Source organism: Loigolactobacillus binensis (genome assembly GCF_005405165.1).
Lineage (GTDB): Bacteria > Bacillota > Bacilli > Lactobacillales > Lactobacillaceae > Loigolactobacillus > Loigolactobacillus binensis.
The window spans coordinates 14,993-33,626 of the sequence record NZ_BJDN01000013.1 but is presented as its reverse complement, the minus strand read 5'-3'; the positions used below and the strand labels follow the sequence as shown (position 1 = coordinate 33,626).

General features: G+C 46.2%; 17 protein-coding genes. 7 read left to right on the top strand and 10 right to left on the bottom strand.

Features of this window, described 5'->3' with window-relative positions:
• Positions 1–193: 193 nt before the first annotated feature.
• From FFM78_RS07415 to FFM78_RS07390, 7 genes are all read right to left on the bottom strand, one after another.
• Positions 194–1,381, bottom strand: coding sequence for an MFS transporter (locus FFM78_RS07415; RefSeq protein WP_137637818.1), 1,188 nt, complete (start codon positions 1,379–1,381; stop codon positions 194–196).
• Positions 1,382–1,602: 221 nt separating this feature from the next.
• Entirely contained in the window at positions 1,603–2,259 is a 657-nt protein-coding gene (locus FFM78_RS07410) for a DUF6198 family protein (protein WP_137637817.1), read from the bottom strand.
• Between the two features lie 115 nt (positions 2,260–2,374).
• The gene (locus FFM78_RS07405; protein ID WP_137637816.1) at positions 2,375–3,202 is read right to left on the bottom strand and encodes an undecaprenyl-diphosphate phosphatase; all 828 of its coding nucleotides are present in this window, start codon (positions 3,200–3,202) and stop codon (positions 2,375–2,377) included.
• Positions 3,203–3,285: 83 nt separating this feature from the next.
• A complete protein-coding gene (locus FFM78_RS07400; protein ID WP_137637815.1) occupies positions 3,286–4,470 on the bottom strand; it encodes a hypothetical protein in 1,185 nt (394 codons plus the stop codon).
• Positions 4,471–4,561: 91 nt separating this feature from the next.
• Complete coding sequence (locus FFM78_RS13855) at positions 4,562–4,735, bottom strand: hypothetical protein (RefSeq protein WP_171001859.1); 174 nt, start codon at positions 4,733–4,735, stop codon at positions 4,562–4,564.
• 146 nt (positions 4,736–4,881) lie between these two features.
• The gene (locus FFM78_RS07395) at positions 4,882–7,263 is read right to left on the bottom strand and encodes an ATP-dependent DNA helicase (protein WP_137637814.1); all 2,382 of its coding nucleotides are present in this window, start codon (positions 7,261–7,263) and stop codon (positions 4,882–4,884) included.
• Positions 7,264–7,312: 49 nt separating this feature from the next.
• Positions 7,313–7,774 (bottom strand): MerR family transcriptional regulator, encoded by a 462-nt coding sequence (locus tag FFM78_RS07390; RefSeq protein ID WP_137637813.1) that lies wholly within the window; start codon positions 7,772–7,774, stop codon positions 7,313–7,315.
• Positions 7,775–7,945: 171 nt separating this feature from the next.
• Between FFM78_RS07390 and FFM78_RS07385 the strand changes: the two genes are divergently transcribed.
• Together FFM78_RS07385 and FFM78_RS07380 are read left to right on the top strand one after the other, a co-directional pair.
• On the top strand, positions 7,946–9,430 hold the full coding sequence (locus FFM78_RS07385; protein WP_137637812.1) for an MDR family MFS transporter: 1,485 nt from the start codon (positions 7,946–7,948) through the stop codon (positions 9,428–9,430).
• Positions 9,427–10,170 carry a DUF4811 domain-containing protein gene (locus tag FFM78_RS07380; protein ID WP_137637811.1) on the top strand — a complete coding sequence of 248 codons (744 nt, stop codon included), beginning with the start codon at positions 9,427–9,429 and terminating at the stop codon, positions 10,168–10,170. The genes FFM78_RS07385 and FFM78_RS07380 overlap by 4 nt, the downstream gene beginning before the upstream one ends.
• Positions 10,171–10,299: 129 nt before the next feature.
• Here FFM78_RS07380 and FFM78_RS07375 read toward each other — a convergent pair whose 3' ends face one another.
• Positions 10,300–10,722, bottom strand: a complete 423-nt coding sequence (locus tag FFM78_RS07375) for a MerR family transcriptional regulator (RefSeq protein ID WP_137637810.1) — start codon at positions 10,720–10,722, stop codon at positions 10,300–10,302.
• Between the two features lie 157 nt (positions 10,723–10,879).
• Here FFM78_RS07375 and FFM78_RS07370 point away from each other — a divergent pair, with 157 nt between their 5' ends.
• The 5 genes from FFM78_RS07370 (at position 10,880) to FFM78_RS07350 (ending at position 15,484) form a co-directional block, all read left to right on the top strand.
• The gene (locus FFM78_RS07370) at positions 10,880–12,349 is read left to right on the top strand and encodes an MDR family MFS transporter (protein WP_137637809.1); all 1,470 of its coding nucleotides are present in this window, start codon (positions 10,880–10,882) and stop codon (positions 12,347–12,349) included.
• Positions 12,349–13,080, top strand: coding sequence for a DUF4811 domain-containing protein (locus FFM78_RS07365; RefSeq protein WP_137637808.1), 732 nt, complete (start codon positions 12,349–12,351; stop codon positions 13,078–13,080). Before FFM78_RS07370 ends, FFM78_RS07365 begins: the two co-directional genes overlap by 1 nt.
• 150 nt (positions 13,081–13,230) lie before the next feature.
• Positions 13,231–13,743, top strand: a complete 513-nt coding sequence (locus tag FFM78_RS07360; protein WP_137637807.1) for a TetR/AcrR family transcriptional regulator — start codon at positions 13,231–13,233, stop codon at positions 13,741–13,743.
• A 4-nt stretch (positions 13,744–13,747) separates the two neighbouring features.
• Entirely contained in the window at positions 13,748–14,806 is a 1,059-nt protein-coding gene (locus FFM78_RS07355) for an ABC transporter permease (protein ID WP_137637806.1), read from the top strand.
• 3 nt (positions 14,807–14,809) lie between these two features.
• Positions 14,810–15,484 carry an ABC transporter ATP-binding protein gene (locus FFM78_RS07350; RefSeq protein ID WP_137637805.1) on the top strand — a complete coding sequence of 225 codons (675 nt, stop codon included), beginning with the start codon at positions 14,810–14,812 and terminating at the stop codon, positions 15,482–15,484.
• A 142-nt stretch (positions 15,485–15,626) separates the two neighbouring features.
• Here FFM78_RS07350 and FFM78_RS07345 read toward each other — a convergent pair whose 3' ends face one another.
• Both FFM78_RS07345 and mnmG read right to left on the bottom strand, forming a co-directional pair.
• Positions 15,627–16,562 (bottom strand): aldo/keto reductase, encoded by a 936-nt coding sequence (locus tag FFM78_RS07345; RefSeq protein ID WP_137637804.1) that lies wholly within the window; start codon positions 16,560–16,562, stop codon positions 15,627–15,629.
• Between the two features lie 127 nt (positions 16,563–16,689).
• Complete coding sequence (gene mnmG, locus FFM78_RS07340) at positions 16,690–18,597, bottom strand: tRNA uridine-5-carboxymethylaminomethyl(34) synthesis enzyme MnmG (RefSeq protein ID WP_137637803.1); 1,908 nt, start codon at positions 18,595–18,597, stop codon at positions 16,690–16,692.
• Between the last annotated feature and the right edge of the window lie 37 nt (positions 18,598–18,634).

The window sequence follows — 18,634 nt, the reverse complement described above, 5'->3', positions numbered from 1 at the left end:
GAGCATTAGCCTAGAGCGGCGAATAATTCACGTAGTGGATTATTTGACGATCGTAGCTAAGCGGAAAAAGTTGCCTTATGGCACACGTTTTGGCTATATTGTTCGGAAGTACAAATAAGGAGTTGGACATAAATTACTTATGTTACAACTCCTTTTTTATGGAAAATTCATTTATTTAGACACTGAATACCCCTTAGCCAAGCGCGTTGACATTGCGCTTCATCCGAATCAAATAGGTCAGACCAAACGAAGCGAGCAAGAACCCAGCAACCACCAAATAAGGATAATGATGATTCATATCCAGCAGCGCACCGGACATGATCGGGCCGATCACGTTGCCGACGCTAGTCAGTGACATATTCAAACCATTGATCAGGCCTTGATTACTGGTGCTGGCTTTAGTCAGCAAGGTGGTGATCGCCGGCCGCAGTAAGTCAAACGCTGTGAATACGATCAAGGTGGCCACGATCACTTCCCACTTACTGTGCGCCAAAATGATCCAGATCGTGCCGACAAAACTGAAAAAGAAGCAGTAGCGAATGACCCGCGTCTCATTGAACGCCACCACCAAACGGTCAAACAAGGCGACTTGCATGAACAGTGAGATCAGCCCATTCAACGTCAGTACTAGTGCAATATTACCTAACGTGAAATGGAAAACTTCGTTAACGTAGATACTGTAAATACTTTCAAAGCCTTGGAGGCCAAACGAAGAAACAAGGATCATCACAAATAGGAGGAGCACTGATTTAGTCAGGAAGTCTTTCATATTGCCAGCTGCGGCCGATTTTGCTTTAGCAGTGGCCACATCTGTCGCCACCAATTCGTCTTCAGCCGGCAGAGTCATGAGCAGCGCAATGGTGCTCAGCAGGCCCAGCACGGCGGCGCTCCAAAATGGCGCTTTGTAGTCAATATTCGCCATCAAGCCGCCTAGTCCGGGGCCGAGGATCAGGCCACCGCTAAACGCCGCCGACAGCCAACCGATCACTTTGGCACGCTGGCTGCGGGTGGTGATATCGGCAGCCATCGCCATTGCCGTCGGCGTGACCATCGCGGCGGACAGACCGCCGACCACCCGGGAAATATTGAACATATACAATTTATTGGTCAACGCAAATAAGATCTCCGACACCATAAAAAGGAACAAGCCAACCGCTAATACCGGCTTGCGGCCGACGCGGTCAGACAGTCGGCCCACCAACGGCGAAGCCACAAATTGCGCGAACGCAAACAGCGCGCTCATGATCCCCATGTCAGTCGCACTTAAATGCAGTTCGTTTTTGATAAACGGCATGACTGGGATCACAAGCCCAATGCCTAAACACACCAAGAACTCACTGAAAATCAAGATGAAAATCGCCCGTTTTGCCTTCGCTGTCATGTTGACCACGCTCCTTTGATTAGACTGAATTTTTAACGCCACTGAAAAATAGCCGTCACGCAACCGACGACTATTTTTCGCAATCTTATTCAGTATACCGGTAAGCAACGTTTAATAGCAAGCTAGAAGGTTTGAAAAGGTTTAGTGATCAACACAAAAAAGCGTGTGCGGCATCAGGTCGCCAGTGACTACCTTAAGCGCAAAGTTAAGCGCGCTTGATTTTAAATATCCACATGATGCTTTAACCGCGGGAAAACGTGTAAGTCCGCCCACTTCATCATGGCGCCTTGAGCAACCAAGGCTAAAACGGTACCGTAGCCGATCGCGTCTAACTTACCAGTGGCCAGAAAGGCGGCCAACGTGATCAACAGCGGTGGCGCGTAGCTGACCCACTGGCCTAAGATCGCGGAACCTTTGAGAAATTTAAACCGCAGAATATAAGATAAGTCATCATTGGGGTGCATCAAAAGATTAGCGCGCTGATAAATCGAAACCGCGGTGGCAATAGTCATGATCCCCACGGTATCGATCACCAACCGTAAAACCAAATTTAGCTGGGGCACCCCTAACCAATTCCACCCTAAGGTAAATAGTGAGACCAAATAACTAAACGGCAGCGTATATAACAAATTCGAGAAAAAGCGCCGGCGATCGAAGTGGCCTAATAATAATTGATTGGCCAACGTGACGGCGATGCCATAAATAAATAGCGTTGTGCCCAACGGAATGTGGATCCAATTGGCTAAATTAACCGAGGATCCCGTCCAAACAGCACTCCCTAAATGGGTCGCGATCGTTAACCCATTACCAGCGGCGTTCATAAAAATTGATAAAATCAAAAAATCACGGCGCTGCCGAAAGTCTTTTAGTTTTGCCATTTGCCTATCCCCACCTTTAATCGACTAAACTTCATTTAAGTCTCATTCTAACACTAAAAATTCCGGCATTTCGGAAATTAATGACCACTACGGCAACGTATTGCGCAATTTTCTATTAACCAAATAACGTGAAGTAGCCGATAACCAGGATCCCTAAAATAATCCGGTACCAACCAAAGGCTTTAAAGTCGTTTTTCCTAATATAATTCAATAAGAAGCGGATCGACAGGTAAGCGACCACAAACGAAACCACTACGCCGACTAGTAAAACCACACTTTGCAGGCCGACTAGGCTGTTACCATGCATATAGAACTTAAGAATTTTGAGTACCGAAGCCCCTAACATTGTGGGGATCGCCATGAAAAACGAGAACTCCGTGGCAACGTAGCGGGAAGTTCCAATAATGATCGCACCTAAAATCGTTGCTCCTGAACGCGAAGTACCGGGAATCAGTGATAATAGCTGGAAAACCCCGATAAACAACGCCGTTTTATAGGGCAATGTATTCAGATCAGTAAATTTAGGTGTGATCCCGTGATTGTGATTTTCAATGACGATGAATAAGATCCCGTAAATGATCAAGGTCGCTGAAACCACGGCCCAATTCATTAAATGAGCGTCCATCCAGTCATTTAACGGCAAGCCGACAATGACCGACGGTACCACCGCCAGCAAGACTTTCCACCATAACGTCCAAGTCTGGGAACGTTCCTGCGTTGTTTTGCGCCCTGACAACGGATTTAGTTTATGGAAATACAGCACCACAACCGCCATGATCGCTCCAAGTTGGATCACCACATTGAACATATCAACAAACGCTTTTGATTCCTGCAGCTGAATAAATTCGTTGACCAGCACAATATGGCCTGTCGAACTGATCGGCAGGAACTCAGTGATCCCTTCAACGATCCCGAGGATCACCGCTTTAAAAACATCTAACAAATGTATGTACCCCATTTCAAAAAATATGTAAAATGCGGAATAAAAGGTCGCAACCGACCTTTCGTTCCGCGCCAAACACTAAGTTATAGACTACCATTTTCCTTTAATTGACGCTCAGTCAAGTACGCATCCAAATAGTCAAAGGCTAATTCGCCGATACTATCGAGTGAGAAACTAACTTGATCCTCAGCTTCAAACCCTTCTTCATCAACTTCACTGCTGGTCACAATGTGTAAGGTGACCATCTCGCCGTCGAAATGCAGCGGCACCCCAGTGAAAGTAGCCGGATCCTGGCTCATTCGCAGCCGGATGACCCGCTTAAATACACGCGCCTGCTGAATCAGCGCCGCAAACAAATCAGTAGTGCCATCAAATAAGCGTTCATCATTTAACACTGGTTGCTTAACAAAGTGACGCTGGCGATTTGCTTTCACGAAGTAGTGCATCATCTGTAAATAATCGGCGGCGGTCGTCAGGCGCTGAATTTCATCAAGCCGAAGCAAAACGTAACCACCAAACTGACCATTCATATCGATCAAGTTAAACAGCACCGTTTTTTGGTTCAAGGTATTAACCGTTCCCACAAAGAAGTTATCCTGATCTTCACCTGTATAGATCATCACCAACTCGTGACCCTTTAACGCTAACCGTAACTGTTGGTTGATGGCAACTGGAACTGTAAAATCAACGGCCTCAATATGTTGCTGCGCCGCCTTTTCCAGCATGAATTTGCCTACCAAGGTCAGTTCTTTGCCTTGCAGCTCAATGATCTGCACGTCACGCAAAGCGACGGTCACTAACCGCTGACTGCTAAAATCAAATTTATCGAATACCTTTAAAGTCACCGTATCCGCAGTTAGATCCGCAACGACTCCTTCTAGGAAATTATCCTGACCGGCTAAAATCAATAACATAAAATACTGTCGTTCAAAGCTTTGCTGCAAGATCTGCGGTAGCAACAAATTAGCCGCTTCAAAATACAAAGGTTGCGGTGTCAGCTTAATAAACTGTTCCAGCTGCGCGTTTTTGATGCGAAAAGCCATATTAGTCAGGTCTTGGCCATCTAATTCGACCTCACTGATCACACTGATCGCCAAATAAACTGAGCCATCGCGCAGGCCACCGTCATCATACGTATCTAACACCACTGCCAGATCGTTGACCGTGGCCACGTAGCCAGTGTACACGACTTCTTGTGCTTCCTGATAAATATTTACCAGCAAATGCTGCTGAGCAGCGGTTTCCAAGTCGACCAAAATTGAATTCATTGCGCGACACCTCACTTTCTGGCTTTAGTCTATCCTTCATTATACCGACAAAAGTCCAGAAACGATAGCATTTATACGCAAAATTTAACGACTAGTTCCGGGCGCGGCGCAACCAATTGACCCCCCAAACGATCCCACCGATCAAAATAGCGGCGAAAATAAGTTTGAAGAAGAGACCAAACACGAGCGGAAGTAAATGCAAGACTAAGTTTAAAACAAACAGGCCAACAAACACCATACCCACAAGGCGCAAGAAATTATTCATAATGGTAACCTCACTTTTTATAATAGAAGACTTAAACGGTGCAGCGCTTTTTGAACACCGCGCCACCAATTATCCGCAATCATTTTTAAGTCCCTTTTTAGTTGTTGGTTTCAGTATAAAGGGCGAGTGTACTGCGAACCTCGGTCTTAAGCTTTATTTTTTGCTGCGACCATTTGCCAAAAATTCGTGATCTGAGTGGTTAATTGCGTCAATGAATAGCAACGCTGAAAATGTTGCCAGTGAGCCGGAAATAATTTGGTGTAACGCGAGCTAGCAAAGCGTTGATCTAGCAACAAGATCACGCCAACATCGTGGCTGCCGCGAATCAGCCGGCCGGCCGCCTGCAGCACATGATTCATGCCGGGTAATTGGTAGGCAAATTGAAAACCAGTGCCTTGTTGCGTATCAAAATAAGCGCGCACCAAATTACGTTCGGTGGACAAACCTGGCAAGCCAACGCCAACAATGGCAACGCCGATCAAGCGCGTTCCCTTTAAATCAATGCCTTCTGCAAAAATTCCGCCTAGGACACAAAAGCCGACCAACGTCTGCGTTGGCGCAGCGCTAAATTGCGCCAAAAAGTCAGCGCGCTGACTTTCATCCATTTGCGGCGTTTGGGTCAGCGTGGTCACCTGCGGATAGGCCGCTTGAAAGGCCGTTTGCACAGTTTCTAAATAGCCATACGAGGGTAAGAAAACCAAATAGTTTCCACATTTTGCATTGACCATGGCGCCGATACTCGCCACGATCCGCTCAAGGTTTTGTTCGCGTTGCCGATAAGTGGTTTGAATATATGGTGTTACCAATAACGCTTGCTGTTGCGCTGGAAATGGCGATGCCAAACGAAAACTTAAACTAGCAGTATTGTTACCTAACACTTGCTGGTAGTAGCTTAGCGGCGATAAAGTAGCAGAAAATAAAACCGCGCCGGCCCCTAAACTCAGCGCGCGGTCTAAAAATGCACTAGGGTCAAGACATAATTGTTTGACCACCGTTTGGTGCGTGGTCTGATCGTAAGTGACCAATGATTGGTAAGTTTCATCATAGAGATCAGCGATCTTCAAATAAGTTAAACTGGCGAAATAAGCGTCAAGTAACGGTTCAACCAAGGGCTGCTCCGGATATTCAGCTAACCAGTCGTGAACTTGCGCCACCCAATCTGCCAGCGCCTGATTAACTGAATCCAGCGGTGCTTGGCCCGTCATTTCCGTCACACCATCATCCCGCAGCGGCCTACTGATTTTAGTCAGCGCCCGCTTAACTTTGCGTGTGCATTTTTCCAGCGCGCTGGTACCGGCGCTGGTTTCGCCTTTGGCCTGTTGCAACACCGTTTGAAAAGTTTGGCTACTAATACTAGCCGAGTACATAGCCCGCGAACGACCGACTAAATTATGCACCTCGTCGACTAAGAAGAAGTTGTCTGGATCCGGCGCACTGAAAAAGCGCTGCAAGTAAACGAGCGGATCAAATAAATAATTGTAATCGCAAATGATCACGTCAGCAAACAAACTAGCGTCCAAAGAAAATTCAAAGGGATCAACGATATGTTTGCGCGCATACTGTTCGATCACGCCGCGCGTCAACTGATTTTCATGGGTCAATAGATCGCGTAGCGCAGGCTTGATCCGATCATAATAGCCTAGCATGTACGGATTATTTTCTGGCGCTAGGTCAGCTTCTTCCGCGAAGGTGATCTTATCTTTGGCCGTCAAGGTAATGCTTTTCAACGCCAGCCCCTGCTGGCTCAATAACGCCACGGCCGCTTCGGCAACTTGGCGCGTGCTCTGCTTAGCCGTCAAATAGAACACCCGCTGAATTTTATCTTCACCCAACGCCTTGATCGCCGGAAATAAGGTTGAGATCGTCTTGCCGGTTCCTGTCGGCGCCTCAACAAACAGCCGTTTTTGTAGCAAAATCGTTTTGTACACCGCCACCGCCAATTCCCGCTGGCCTGCCCGGTACGCCGGAAATGGAAATGTAACCTGCTTAACGGTTTGATTGCGTTGTGCCCGCCACTGATCGCGTAGCACCAGCCATTCTTCGTATTCAGCGATCAGTTGCTGGAAAAAGGTTGTGAGTTCAGCGCGTGTCATTTTCTTAGTCGTTGTGGTGACTGCTTCGGTCGTCGTTTGAAAATAAGTCAGTTGCAGCTCCACGCTGGCTAATTCCTGTTGCTGGGTCAAAATATAGCCGTAGACCTGCGCCTGACCCCAATACAGTTGCAGTGTATTTTCACTCACTTCGGGAAAGGCCAGCTCTGACGTTTTGATCTCTTCGATTTTATAATCGTTAGTGGTGGTATGGCTGATGCCATCGGCACGACCGTCGATCACATATTCGCGGCCACTCATGGTAACTGCTTGTTTTAAATAAACTTCTTTTTCGTAGTCAGCGCCGCGTTGTTTCTGCAGCCGCCGATGGATCCGTGCACCATTTAACGCCGTATTTTGACTGCCTTGGCGCTGATTAAGGTCGCCGGCGCGCAGTACAAATTCAACTAATTCGCGCACGCCAATTCGTGTGGCCATTCCCAGCACCTCCTTTGCATCAGCACACCATTATACCACGCCAAGTAAATTATTCTGGCACTACCGCGCGTAATTCAAATTTCACTGGCTGGCGGCCTTGCAACACTAAAATTAAATGCTGGCTGGCAGCCAGACCTTCTATTTGGCCAAAGTCAAGCTCATAGCCCTCGGTAATATTTCTAAAATCTAACAAACGTTCACCGATCAGCCGCCGTAGTGCTTGGGCCATTTCTTCATGCTGCTCGGCTTTTTCCACCGCAGCATTTAACGTAAATCCAGAAGTCATATACGATTGGATCATATAGACTTTCATCAAGGTAAAATACGAATACTTACGGTGTTGATGAGTTTTAGCGGTATGTTCCGCTTGAATATAGCCTTTCGTTTCCCAATAGCGCAATTGCCGTTGCGAAACACCGGTAGCCGTGGCCAACTCCCCGATGCCTAATACAAATTTTTCTTGCTTGGCAATCGCCTTGACCCGCTGAATAAAATCAAATTCGCTATTCATAAGTTGCTCCTATCTATCCGTTTATCGCATCGTTTAAAAAAAGTGTGTCGTTTCAACTGACACCAATTGTATATTTTTTACTAATTGTGTCAAGTAAGTTGACAATTAAAAAAGAGTGGCTTACACTGGAGCCTGATTAAATTAACTGCTAATTTGAAGGGAAGCCTTATTTTGGGAAACGCAATTGATGCAAACGGCAAACCGTATAATCGGACCTGGCTTGTCGTTCTCTTACTCGTCGGTACTTTTTGTACCGTCTTAAATCAGACTATTCTAGCTACTGCTTATCCAGCGTTGATGAAAGCTTTTGACATCGACACTTCAACTGTTCAGTGGCTGACCACTGGTTTTATGTTGGTCAATGGGATCATGATCCCCATTAGTGCGTGGTTGACCACCCGCATTAATACTAAAATTTTATATGAAAGTGCGATGATCATTTTCCTGATCGGCACGATCACTTGTTACATGGCCCCTAATTTTTCGATTCTATTAACCGGCCGGCTGATCCAAGCCTTAGGGGTCGGTGTCACCATGCCTTTATTGCAGACCTTGATGCTGACGATCTTCCCAGCAAATAGTCGGGGAACTGCCATGGGTCTAGCCGGTTTAGTTATCGGCGTGGCGCCTGCCATTGGCCCCACCCTTTCTGGTTGGGTCATTGATACTTACACTTGGCGCCTTCTTTTCGGCATGCTGATCCCGATCGTCTTTATCGTCGTTATCGCTGGGATCTGGTTGATGAAAAGCGTGCTGCCAACTGAGAAGAAAGACTTGGATTGGTTATCTGCTTTACTTTCCACCATTGGCTTCGGCACGCTTTTATACGGCTTTTCTGAAGTCGGTACCGAAGGTTGGGGCAGCATGATCGTCATTGCCAGCTTAGTTATTGGTGTGGTTTTCATCTTACTCTTTGGCTGGCGGCAATTAACAGTAGCCGATCCCTTCCTAGAATTACGGGTCTTCAAAAATCGTGAATTTTCCGTTTCTGCTTTGCTTGGCTCTGTTTCCTATATGGCCATGGTCGGGGTTGAAATGGTGTTACCGATGTATTTACAGATCGTGCGGGGCGATTCCGCCTTGGATTCTGGCCTAACGCTATTAGCCGGAGCCTTGATGATGGGGGTTATGAGCCCGATCACTGGGCGGATCTTCGACCGAATCGGCGCCAAACGTTTGGCCATCACCGGAATGTTTTTGCTGACCATCGGCACGATTCCTTTTGCCTTTATTACTAGAGACACACCGGTTATTTACCTTGTAACTTTATACGCCGTGCGGATGGCCGGTATCGCCATGTGCATGATGCCAGTCACCACTTCCGGCATGAATGCTTTACCTCTGAAATTAATGAGTAACGGGACTGCCGTCAATAACACGTTACGTCAGGTAGCCGCCTCGGTTGCCACCGCAATTTTGGTCAGTATTTTAACTAACGTCACCAACAATCAGATGCCGGCCAAAAGCTTGCTGAAATCAGCGCCGTTATCCTATAAGAATCAGGCACTGAACGCCACGGTCAGCGGCTACCACGCTGCTTTTTGGACTGCCATCGCTTTCTGTATTTTAGGCTTGATCGTTGCCTTCTTCGTTAGCGAACGCAGTCCTAAAGAAACTAAAGTTGATGAAAAATTAGCTGGAGGTGAAAATAAATGATCATTGCAGCCATTATTATTTTCGCGATTTTACTATTTATCAGTATGGTCAGCCTGTCCAAACCAGTGCTGCGCAACGTGATCAGCCTTATTTTTGCAGTTTTACTGTCCGGCGCGATCTTTTTAGTGGTCGCCAATTACCATGACCACTTTGGCATGAAAAAAGTGACCACCACCAGTACCACCGACTTGATCTCCGTTTCTCCTTCGAGCCAAATGAAGCTATTGCTTTACCAAAATGTTGGTACCTCTGGGAAAAATCGGGTCTACATTTATAAGCAACACAAGGTACAGAAAAAATCGACTGTGACTAACCCTGATCCAACCAAAACCGCTAATAAAGTCAAGGTGATCACCGGCACACCGAAAGTCACAACGAAAACGGTTCGCTGGGAATACAAAAATAACGCCTACAAACTTTGGTTTGGCATCGCCAATAATGACCATAAATTTATTAAGCGCTATAACACCTTTGGTATCAATAAAGATTGGCTGACTTTAAGCAGTCAACAGGCCAAGAAATTACAAAAGTTGGTTAAGGCTAACGCGGCCAAAATGAAACAAGATGGGCAAACCTACGTCACAGCAGCCGTTAAAACGGCGCTGACCAACGCGTTGAAACAAGATCCAACCCTATCAACTGCCCAGCAACAAGCACTGACTAAAGCAACCACCGCCAAAGCAACTGCCGCCTACCAGGCGCAAGCTATGGCTAAACTAGTTGCTCAGGCCAAACAATAAACCACGCTTAGCTCCGGAACAAATAAATAGCGTCAGTAAAAGTGAAAATTACTTTTACTGACGCTATTTATATTAATTAAAGACTTTAATTACGATTGCTATGAGGCACTAGGTTAGGTTGGGAAAATGCTAGGCTTTTTCCTGCAATTTAAATTCAGCGTGCCCATCTTCGATCACACCGTAGAGCCGCTGTTTAGCATTTAGATCACCAAAATCTAAGGCCAGTTCCCCAGCTAATTCAGTGGTACCCTCAAAACGCTGAGCAATAAAATGACGTAATAATTCATTACGTTTAGCAAAATACGCCACCTTTTCCACTGCGGCAGCTAAGGTATAGCCTTCGTCTAAAAATTGCTTGATCCCAATTATTTTAATGGTCATTTTTAGATTATATTGCCGACTGGCACCATCTTTGTTTGATAAGGAACTAATATAACCACGTTTTTCCCAATAACGCAGTTGCCGCGGAGAAATAGCGGTCATCTGACTGATCTGGCTAATGCCAAAGATCAACTTATCAATATCAATTCCGAGCCTAGATTGTAAACTCATATGAAAACTCCTCCATATCTATATAATGCTACTCGTATTATCTCATAGTTGACGCGCTTGTCAAACAAGAAACTAGTATTGTCAATTTACTTGACAATAGAAATTGAGAGGTTTATAGTTTTCAACAGTGATTTTTTCATGAAAGAAGGATAACAACTTGGTTAAAACACAACCTGTCGATGCCAATGGCCGGCCATATAATCGTGGCTTGTTATTGGCAACAGTCATTATTGGAACGTTTGCGACGGTCTTGACCCAAACTTTATTGGCTACCGCCTACCCAACCTTAATGAACGCATTTAATATTTCCACAGCTACTGTCCAGTGGCTAACCACTGGCTTTTTGCTGGTTAATGGGATCATGATCCCGATCAGTGCTTGGCTGATCAATCGGTTCAATTCAAAATACCTGTACATTAGTGCCATGGCGATCTTCTTCATCGGCACTTGGATCTGTTGGCAAGCCCCTAATTTTGCAGTCTTGCTGACTGGCCGCTTAGTCGAAGCTGTTGGGGTCGGTTTATCAATGCCTCTAATGCAGACGATCGCACTATCCATTTTCCCACCAGAACGCCGGGGCGCCGCAATGGGAGCTGCCGGATTAGCTATTGGTTTAGCGCCAGCCATTGGGCCTACACTTTCTGGCTGGGTCATTGATACTTACAACTGGCGGGTGCTGTTTAGCATGATTTTACCGATCGCCGGTTTGGTGATCGTCGCTTCATTTTTCACCATGCGGAAAGTTTTGAAAACTGAAAAACCCTCTTTGGATATTTTATCGGCTGTTCTTTCAACCATCGGTTTCGGTAGCCTATTATACGGCTTCTCTGAAGTCGGTACCGAAGGTTGGGGCAGTCTGATCGTCATCGGCGGTATTTTAATCGGGCTTATTTTCATCGCTTTATTTGCTTGGCGTCAATTAGTTTCTGAAAATCCATTTTTGGAACTGCACGTTTTCAAAACACCAGCATTCACAATTGCCACCATTTTAAGCGCCGTCGTCAATATGGCGATGGTCGGTGCCGAAATGGTGCTGCCCTTATATATTCAAACGGTTCGTGGCGAATCAGCGTTCCATTCTGGCTTAACCTTATTGCCAGGCGCGCTGATGATGGGGATTATGAGCCCGATCACTGGGCGGATCTTCGACCGTTTAGGAGCACGTCATTTGGCGATCACCGGGATGACTTTATTGACCATCGGGACGATTCCGTTTATTTTCCTAACGAAAGCAACGCCAATGATCAATTTGATCATTTTATACGCGATCCGGATGTTCGGGATCGCCATGGTGATGATGCCCGTCACAACTGCCGGGATGAACGCCTTGCCGCTGAACTTGATCAGTCATGGGACTGCCGTCAACAACACGTTGCGGCAGGTAGCTAGTTCCGTTGGGACCGCCATTTTGATCAGTGTGTTGACCAACGTGACTAACAACCAAATGCCAGGCAAACATGTCTTGCATAGCTTGCCACTACAATACAAAACTAAAGCAATGGACGCTGTTGTCTCCGGCTATCATGCTGCCTTCATTGTTGCCGCGATTTTCTGTGTTATCGGCTTAGCCGTCACATTCTTCGTCCGCGACAAAAAAGCGCCTAGCGTTACAGGAGGTGTCAAATAATGCTGATCGTTCTTGTTTTATTAAGCGCCGTTTTATTTGCCGTCATGACCATCTCTACGAATCAACGAGGTGCTATGCGCAACAGTATTATTGGTTTACTGTTAGTTGTTATGATCGGTTCGATTGGGCTACTGTTCACCAATGATAATCAACACTGGGGAATGAAAACCGTCACAACGACTACCGAAAAGCCGTTAACTTCTGCTGCAGCGCTATCTGGCGCCAAACTGTTATTGTATCAGCCCCTAGGCAATGGGCATGAGAAGATCTTCATTTATAAAAATAGCACGACCCAGAAAAAAGTGGCGCACACTACGGCCGATGTGACCACCACTAGTAGCGTTACCAAAACCAGCAGTCAAAGCGCCAAATTAGTGACTAAAACTAGTCGTTACGTTTACCGAAATGGCTTTTATCGCTTCTTATTTGCTGGCGTAGGTAATAATCACGAATTTAAAGCGCGCCACCACGAATTTAAGGTTGGCCGTGACTGGGTAATTCTCAGCACAACGCAAGCTAAAAAGTTGCAGCAACAGGCTAAAACAGCACAAGCTAAAATGAAAACACAACTGGCCGCCGCCGTCAAAGCCAAAATGACCGCTGCGATCAAACAAAATCCACAAATGACCACTGAGCAACAACAGGCGTTACAGAAACAATACACAACGGCGGCTAAGCAACAGGCGCAACAACAGCTACTAGCTCAGTTGCAAAAAGAATCGCTGAAGTAAAAATAAGTATCAATAATAACTTTAAAAAATACCCTAGCAAATTAATTTGCTTAGGGTATTTTTTTATTCGCTCAATAGTTGACACGGTGTCACCAATGCAGTATATTAGTGACACGGCGTCACTAATATGATGATCTAAGGAGGTTAGCCATGGTTTCCACCACGTTTCTCAACTTAGCTGCAGCTAAAAAAGCACGTATCGAAGCCGCATTGCTACAAGAATTTTCCAATTACCCGTTGGCCCACGCACAAGTCGCCCGGATCGTCGCACAGGCTCACATTGCCCGCGGTGCCTTCTATAAATACTTTACTGATCTACCTGATGCGTACCGTTACCTTTACAAACAAGCAATGACCGCCGTCCACCGGGATGTACCGCGCAACGGCACACCGCAGGATTACGTTGCGCAAATCAAGGCATTCGTCGATCAAAGTGCCAATAGTGACTACTATCGGCTGATCCAGCGCCATATTAGCCAAAATGAAGCACTGCTCGCCGACAATACCAAACCGAGCATGCCGGCCAATATTCCCAGCGCACTGTGGTCCAGCGCCATTTTGAGCCATGCAACTATCAAACAAATATTACTTGATCCCGCCAGTGAGGATCAGGCTTTACAGCGTTTGGAGCAAGCGCTGATCGCCTTGAATAGAAAGGATTAATCACATGTTTTTAGCCCTTAAAGAAATCAAACACGAAAAACTGCGTTATGGTTTGATCATTGCAATGATCGTGCTGATCAGTTACTTAATTTTTATTTTGACCAGCTTAGCACTAGGTCTAGCCCGCCAAAACACCACGGCCATTGATTCTTGGGGGATCGACCGAATCGCGTTGAACCAAGATGCCAACGTGAATATGAGTCAATCCTTATTGACTAAGCAGCAAGTTCCCACTAAATTATCGCGTCACGAAGCCTACTTAGGCCAAGTTCCGGTGGTCGCCAAAGCCAGTGGCTACACCAAAACCAGTGCCCAATTTATTGGCTTAGACGCCCACCAATTTATTGCCAAAAATATGCAGCTGGTTACCGGTCATAAACCGACCACCAACCAAGAGATCGTCGTCGATACTGCCTTTCAAAACGCCGGTTATCACCTCGGTCAGTGGATCCATTTAAATTCTTACGGGCAACGTTTCAAAATTGTCGGCTTCGTCAAAGATGCCAAGATCAACATTGCGCCGATCGTTTATGGTAGCTTAACTGCTTGGCGTAATCTAAAAAACGTTGGTCCCAACCTGATTGCCAGCGCGATCGTCAGCCAAAATGGGCACTTCACGCAAAAAAATGATCAGCTGCGTTATTATTCAACTGACACCTTTATCAGTAAATTACCTGGCTATTCCGCGCAAAATACGACCTTCACCTTCATGATCGCCTTCTTGATGATCATTTCCCTGATTGTGATCGCGGTGTTCCTGTATATTTTAACTGTTCAGAAGCTCCAAAATTATGCCGTTTTGCGCGCGCAAGGCATCCCCGCCAAAACCTTGATTGGTGCCACCATCGGCCAAGCCGTGATTCTAGTGGTCAGCGGCTTGATCATCGGCACCTTGCTTACGGCGATCACTGCCTTCGGAATGCCTGCCAGCGTGCCGATGACCTTTGATATTCCGATCTTAAGTGCCGTTGCTGCCGGCTTGGTTGTTACTGGTGTGATCGGCTCCCTATTCCCGATCCGCATGATTTTACGGGTGGATCCTGTCAGTGTTATTGGAGGTTAAATAATGAGTGCCATTCAGTTAACAAATATTAATAAATTTTTTGGGCAAAAATCTAGTCGTGTACATGTACTGCACGACATTAACTTTACTGCCGAAGCAGGCCAATTAAGCTTAGTTATCGGTCCGTCTGGTTCCGGTAAAAGTACTTTCTTGACCATTGCCGGCGGTTTACAAACGCCTAATAGTGGTAGCGTTAATTTGGATCAACAACCATTGTATGATCTATCCGCCAAACAACGGGATGCGCTGCGGCTCAACAAAATCGGCTTTATTTTACAAGCCTATAACTTGGTTCCTTACCTTACTGTGCGCGAACAATTCGGCTTAGCGGACCGCGTTAAAAAACAAGGTAACCTGACCGTTGCCCAATTAGATGCTTTATTGCACCAATTAGGCATTGCTGAATTTCAACAAAAGTACCCGGCTGAACTTTCAGGCGGCCAAAAACAGCGCGTGGCCATTGCGCGGGCTTTATATACCAATCCAGATATCGTTTTGGCCGACGAGCCTACGGCGGCTTTAGATAGCACGCGGGTCAAGGAAGTCGGTCAACTTTTAGCTGATCTAGCGAAAACACAAAATAAGGCCATCGTTGTCGTGACCCACGATCTGCGCTTGCGCGATTACGCTGACCAAGTATACGAGATCATGGATGGTAAAATCAGTAAGACAGCTTAATGAATGACGACGCTGCTGCAAGGCTGCAGGCTGTTCAAACAAACACAATAGCGCCAGTAAAAGTGAAAACGACTTTTACTGGCGCTATTTATTTAATCAGCGCGCTTTAAATTAACGTTGATCTAACTTATGGGGCTTATTTTTATTTGAATAGTTGATCAATTTGCTGATATTCAGCTGTCGTTAAGTGTAGCGCCAGCGCTTGAGCATTAGCCACCACTTGGGCCGGCTTTTTGGCACCAGGAATGACCACCCCGACCTGCGGATTCTGCATGTACCAGGCCAAAACCACTTGGGCGCTTGTTGCCTTATGGGCCGCAGCGATCGGCTGCAACTGTGCGACTTTCTTAACGATCGTCGTGTAGCGTTCACCTTTAAAATCAGGGTTACTGTGCCGCAAATCGTCTGCCGGGAAAGTCACATCGGCACTATATTTCCCGGTCAACAAACCAGATGCCAATGGATAGTAAGGGACGAAACTGATCTGTTGCTGCTGGAGATAAGGCAGCAAGTCGCCTTCTGCTTCCCGGTGCAATAAACTAAACTGATCTTCAACAACATCAACATAGCCATCCCGATTAGCTTCCTTAACTTGAGCCAAATTAAAATTAGAAATGCCGATCGCCCGGATCTTACCAGCCTGCTTTAAATCATTTAATGTAGAAACGGCTTCATCTTTAGGGGTTTGCGCATCCGGAAAATGAATATAAAAAATATCCAAGTAATCCGTTTGTAAGCGGCGTAAACTATCATCAACTGCCTGCCGTAAGAACTTAGGCGAATTATTCAGCACCTTTTCACCACTGGAGAAATCCTGTGCGGCTTTAGAAGCCAGCACGACCTGATGCCGATCATAATCCTTTAAAACTTGGCCGATCAATTCTTCTGAATGTCCTAGTCCATAAGAAAAAGCCGTGTCTAACAAGGTGATCCCGGCATCTAATCCTGCCCGTACCACCGCCTTACCAGTAGCGTCGTCTAATCCCGGAAATAAATTATTACCGCCTACCGCATTGGTACCTAAACCTAAACGCCGTGTTGTAACGGCAGATTTACCGATCGTCACTTGTTCTGTCATTTAAAAACCTCCTTGATCACTCATATCTCTAACCGTACCACTTTAAGTATTGCAACCGCAAACATTTATAGACAGTAAAAAAAGCCACCAAATTTTGGTGGCTTTTTAAGCGCGCTTGAAAGTGCGCTTAACCGGTAACTTTAGCGATCCGGCCTTGCTCAATGTAAACACTGAGAATGGCGATGTCAGCCGGATTTACCCCACTGATCCGCGTCGCCTGCGCCAAAGTTTCTGGCTGGATCTTCTTCAATTTCTGATGTGCTTCGGTAGCTAAACCGTTGATCGCATCATAATCAATATTAGCCGGAATTCGCTTAGCTTCCATTCGTTTCAAACGGGCAACCCGCTCTTCCGCTTTTTTAATGTAGCCAGCGTATTTCAATTGAATTTCAATTTGTTCGATCACGCGCTGATCCAATGGTTCTGCTGGCGCTGGAATAAAGCGCAAAACATCGGCATAAGTCATTTCTGGTCGCCGTAAAAATTCACTGGCTAAAACACCATCCTTCAATGGCGTTGCCCCTTTGCTAGCCAAGAAGGCGTTAACTTCTTCATTAGGCTTGATCCGTACTGTATTCAAGCGCGCTAATTCATTTTCGATCGCCGCTTTTTTAGTTAAAAACTTAGCGTAGCGCGTATCGGAAATGAGGCCTAATTCATGACCACGCTCGGTTAACCGCAGATCAGCATTATCGTGCCGTAAAATCAAGCGGTATTCCGCCCGGCTAGTCAACAAGCGATAAGGCTCATTGGTTCCTTTAGTCACTAGATCATCGACCATAACCCCAATATAAGCGTCGCTACGTTTTAAAATAAAGGGTTCCGCAATTCCTTTAGCCCGTAAACCAGCATTGATCCCAGCTAATAAGCCTTGGCCCGCGGCTTCTTCATAACCAGAAGTGCCATTCATTTGCCCAGCGGTAAACAAGTTAGGGATCAATTTGGTTTCTAAGGTTGGACGCAGTTGGTAAGGTTCTACCACATCATATTCGATGGCATAACCCGGCCGCATCAATTGAGCGTGCTCCAATCCAGCCACTGAGTGCAACATTTTTTGCTGCACTTCTTCCGGCATGGAAGTTGAAAAGCCTTGAACGTACCATTCTTCAGTGTCGCGGCCTTCCGGTTCCAAGAATAATTGATGGTGATCCTTATCCGCAAAGCGAACAATTTTGTCTTCGATCGAAGGACAATAGCGCGGACCAACCCCTTCGATCACACCAGAAAACATCGGTGCCCGGTCTAAATTATCGCGAATAATTTTATGCGTAGCTGGATTAGTATAAGTCAACCAGCAAGAAATTTGATCCTTCAAATAAATTGAATCTGGTGTGTCGTAACTAAAATGATTAACTTCCTTGTCACCAGGTTGTTCCTCAGTGGCCGAGTAATCAATGGTCGTGCCATCAACTCGTGGTGGGGTCCCAGTTTTAAACCGCCGTAACTTCAAACCTTGAGCCATTAAATCTAGCGATAATTTATCGGATGGTTTGGAATTATTAGGACCGGAAGAATACATTAACTCACCAATAATAATTTTGCCGCGGGAGGCCGTTCCGGCAGCCAAAACAACACTTTTAGCCCGGTAACGTGCGCCTGTATTAGCAACGATCCCAACACAAGCGCCGTTTTCCATCAATAAACGATCGGCAGTACCTTGGCGCAACGTTAAGTGCGGCTGTTTTTCAATCGTATCTTTCATTGCGCGGTGATAAGCGTGCTTATCCGCCTGTGCCCGTAATGCTCGTACTGCTGGGCCTTTACCGGTATTCAGCATCCGCATTTGGATATAAGTTTTATCAATGTTGTGGGCCATTTCACCACCTAAGGCGTCGATCTCCCGGACAACGATGCCTTTAGCTGGTCCCCCGACTGAAGGGTTACACGGCATAAAAGCCACCATATCCAAATTGATCGTCAACAACATGGTTTCATTGCCCATCCGCGCAGCGGCCAAGGCAGCCTCTGAGCCAGCATGTCCAGCACCAACAACGATCACATCATAATTCTGCGCATCATATTCGCGTACTTCCATCTCTTAATTTCCCTCCGTCAATAAAGCCAAGCGCCGC

Excerpts from the sequence above, each read along its gene's own strand:
- FFM78_RS13855 (WP_171001859.1), bottom strand. The coding sequence starts at position 4,735 with ATGAATAATTTCTTGCGCCTTGTGGGTATGGTGTTTGTTGGCCTGTTT.
- FFM78_RS07380 (WP_137637811.1), top strand. The coding sequence starts at position 9,427 with ATGATCATTGCAGCCATTATTATTTTCGCGATTTTACTATTTATCAGT.
- FFM78_RS07400 (WP_137637815.1), bottom strand. The coding sequence starts at position 4,470 with ATGAATTCAATTTTGGTCGACTTGGAAACCGCTGCTCAGCAGCATTTG.
- FFM78_RS07410 (WP_137637817.1), bottom strand. The coding sequence starts at position 2,259 with ATGGCAAAACTAAAAGACTTTCGGCAGCGCCGTGATTTTTTGATTTTA.
- FFM78_RS07395 (WP_137637814.1), bottom strand. The coding sequence starts at position 7,263 with ATGGCCACACGAATTGGCGTGCGCGAATTAGTTGAATTTGTACTGCGC.
- FFM78_RS07415 (WP_137637818.1), bottom strand. The coding sequence starts at position 1,381 with ATGACAGCGAAGGCAAAACGGGCGATTTTCATCTTGATTTTCAGTGAG.
- FFM78_RS07390 (WP_137637813.1), bottom strand. The coding sequence starts at position 7,774 with ATGAATAGCGAATTTGATTTTATTCAGCGGGTCAAGGCGATTGCCAAG.
- FFM78_RS07345 (WP_137637804.1), bottom strand. The coding sequence starts at position 16,562 with ATGACAGAACAAGTGACGATCGGTAAATCTGCCGTTACAACACGGCGT.
- FFM78_RS07375 (WP_137637810.1), bottom strand. The coding sequence starts at position 10,722 with ATGAGTTTACAATCTAGGCTCGGAATTGATATTGATAAGTTGATCTTT.
- mnmG (WP_137637803.1), bottom strand. The coding sequence starts at position 18,597 with ATGGAAGTACGCGAATATGATGCGCAGAATTATGATGTGATCGTTGTT.
- FFM78_RS07365 (WP_137637808.1), top strand. The coding sequence starts at position 12,349 with ATGCTGATCGTTCTTGTTTTATTAAGCGCCGTTTTATTTGCCGTCATG.
- FFM78_RS07355 (WP_137637806.1), top strand. The coding sequence starts at position 13,748 with ATGTTTTTAGCCCTTAAAGAAATCAAACACGAAAAACTGCGTTATGGT.
- FFM78_RS07350 (WP_137637805.1), top strand. The coding sequence starts at position 14,810 with ATGAGTGCCATTCAGTTAACAAATATTAATAAATTTTTTGGGCAAAAA.
- FFM78_RS07360 (WP_137637807.1), top strand. The coding sequence starts at position 13,231 with ATGGTTTCCACCACGTTTCTCAACTTAGCTGCAGCTAAAAAAGCACGT.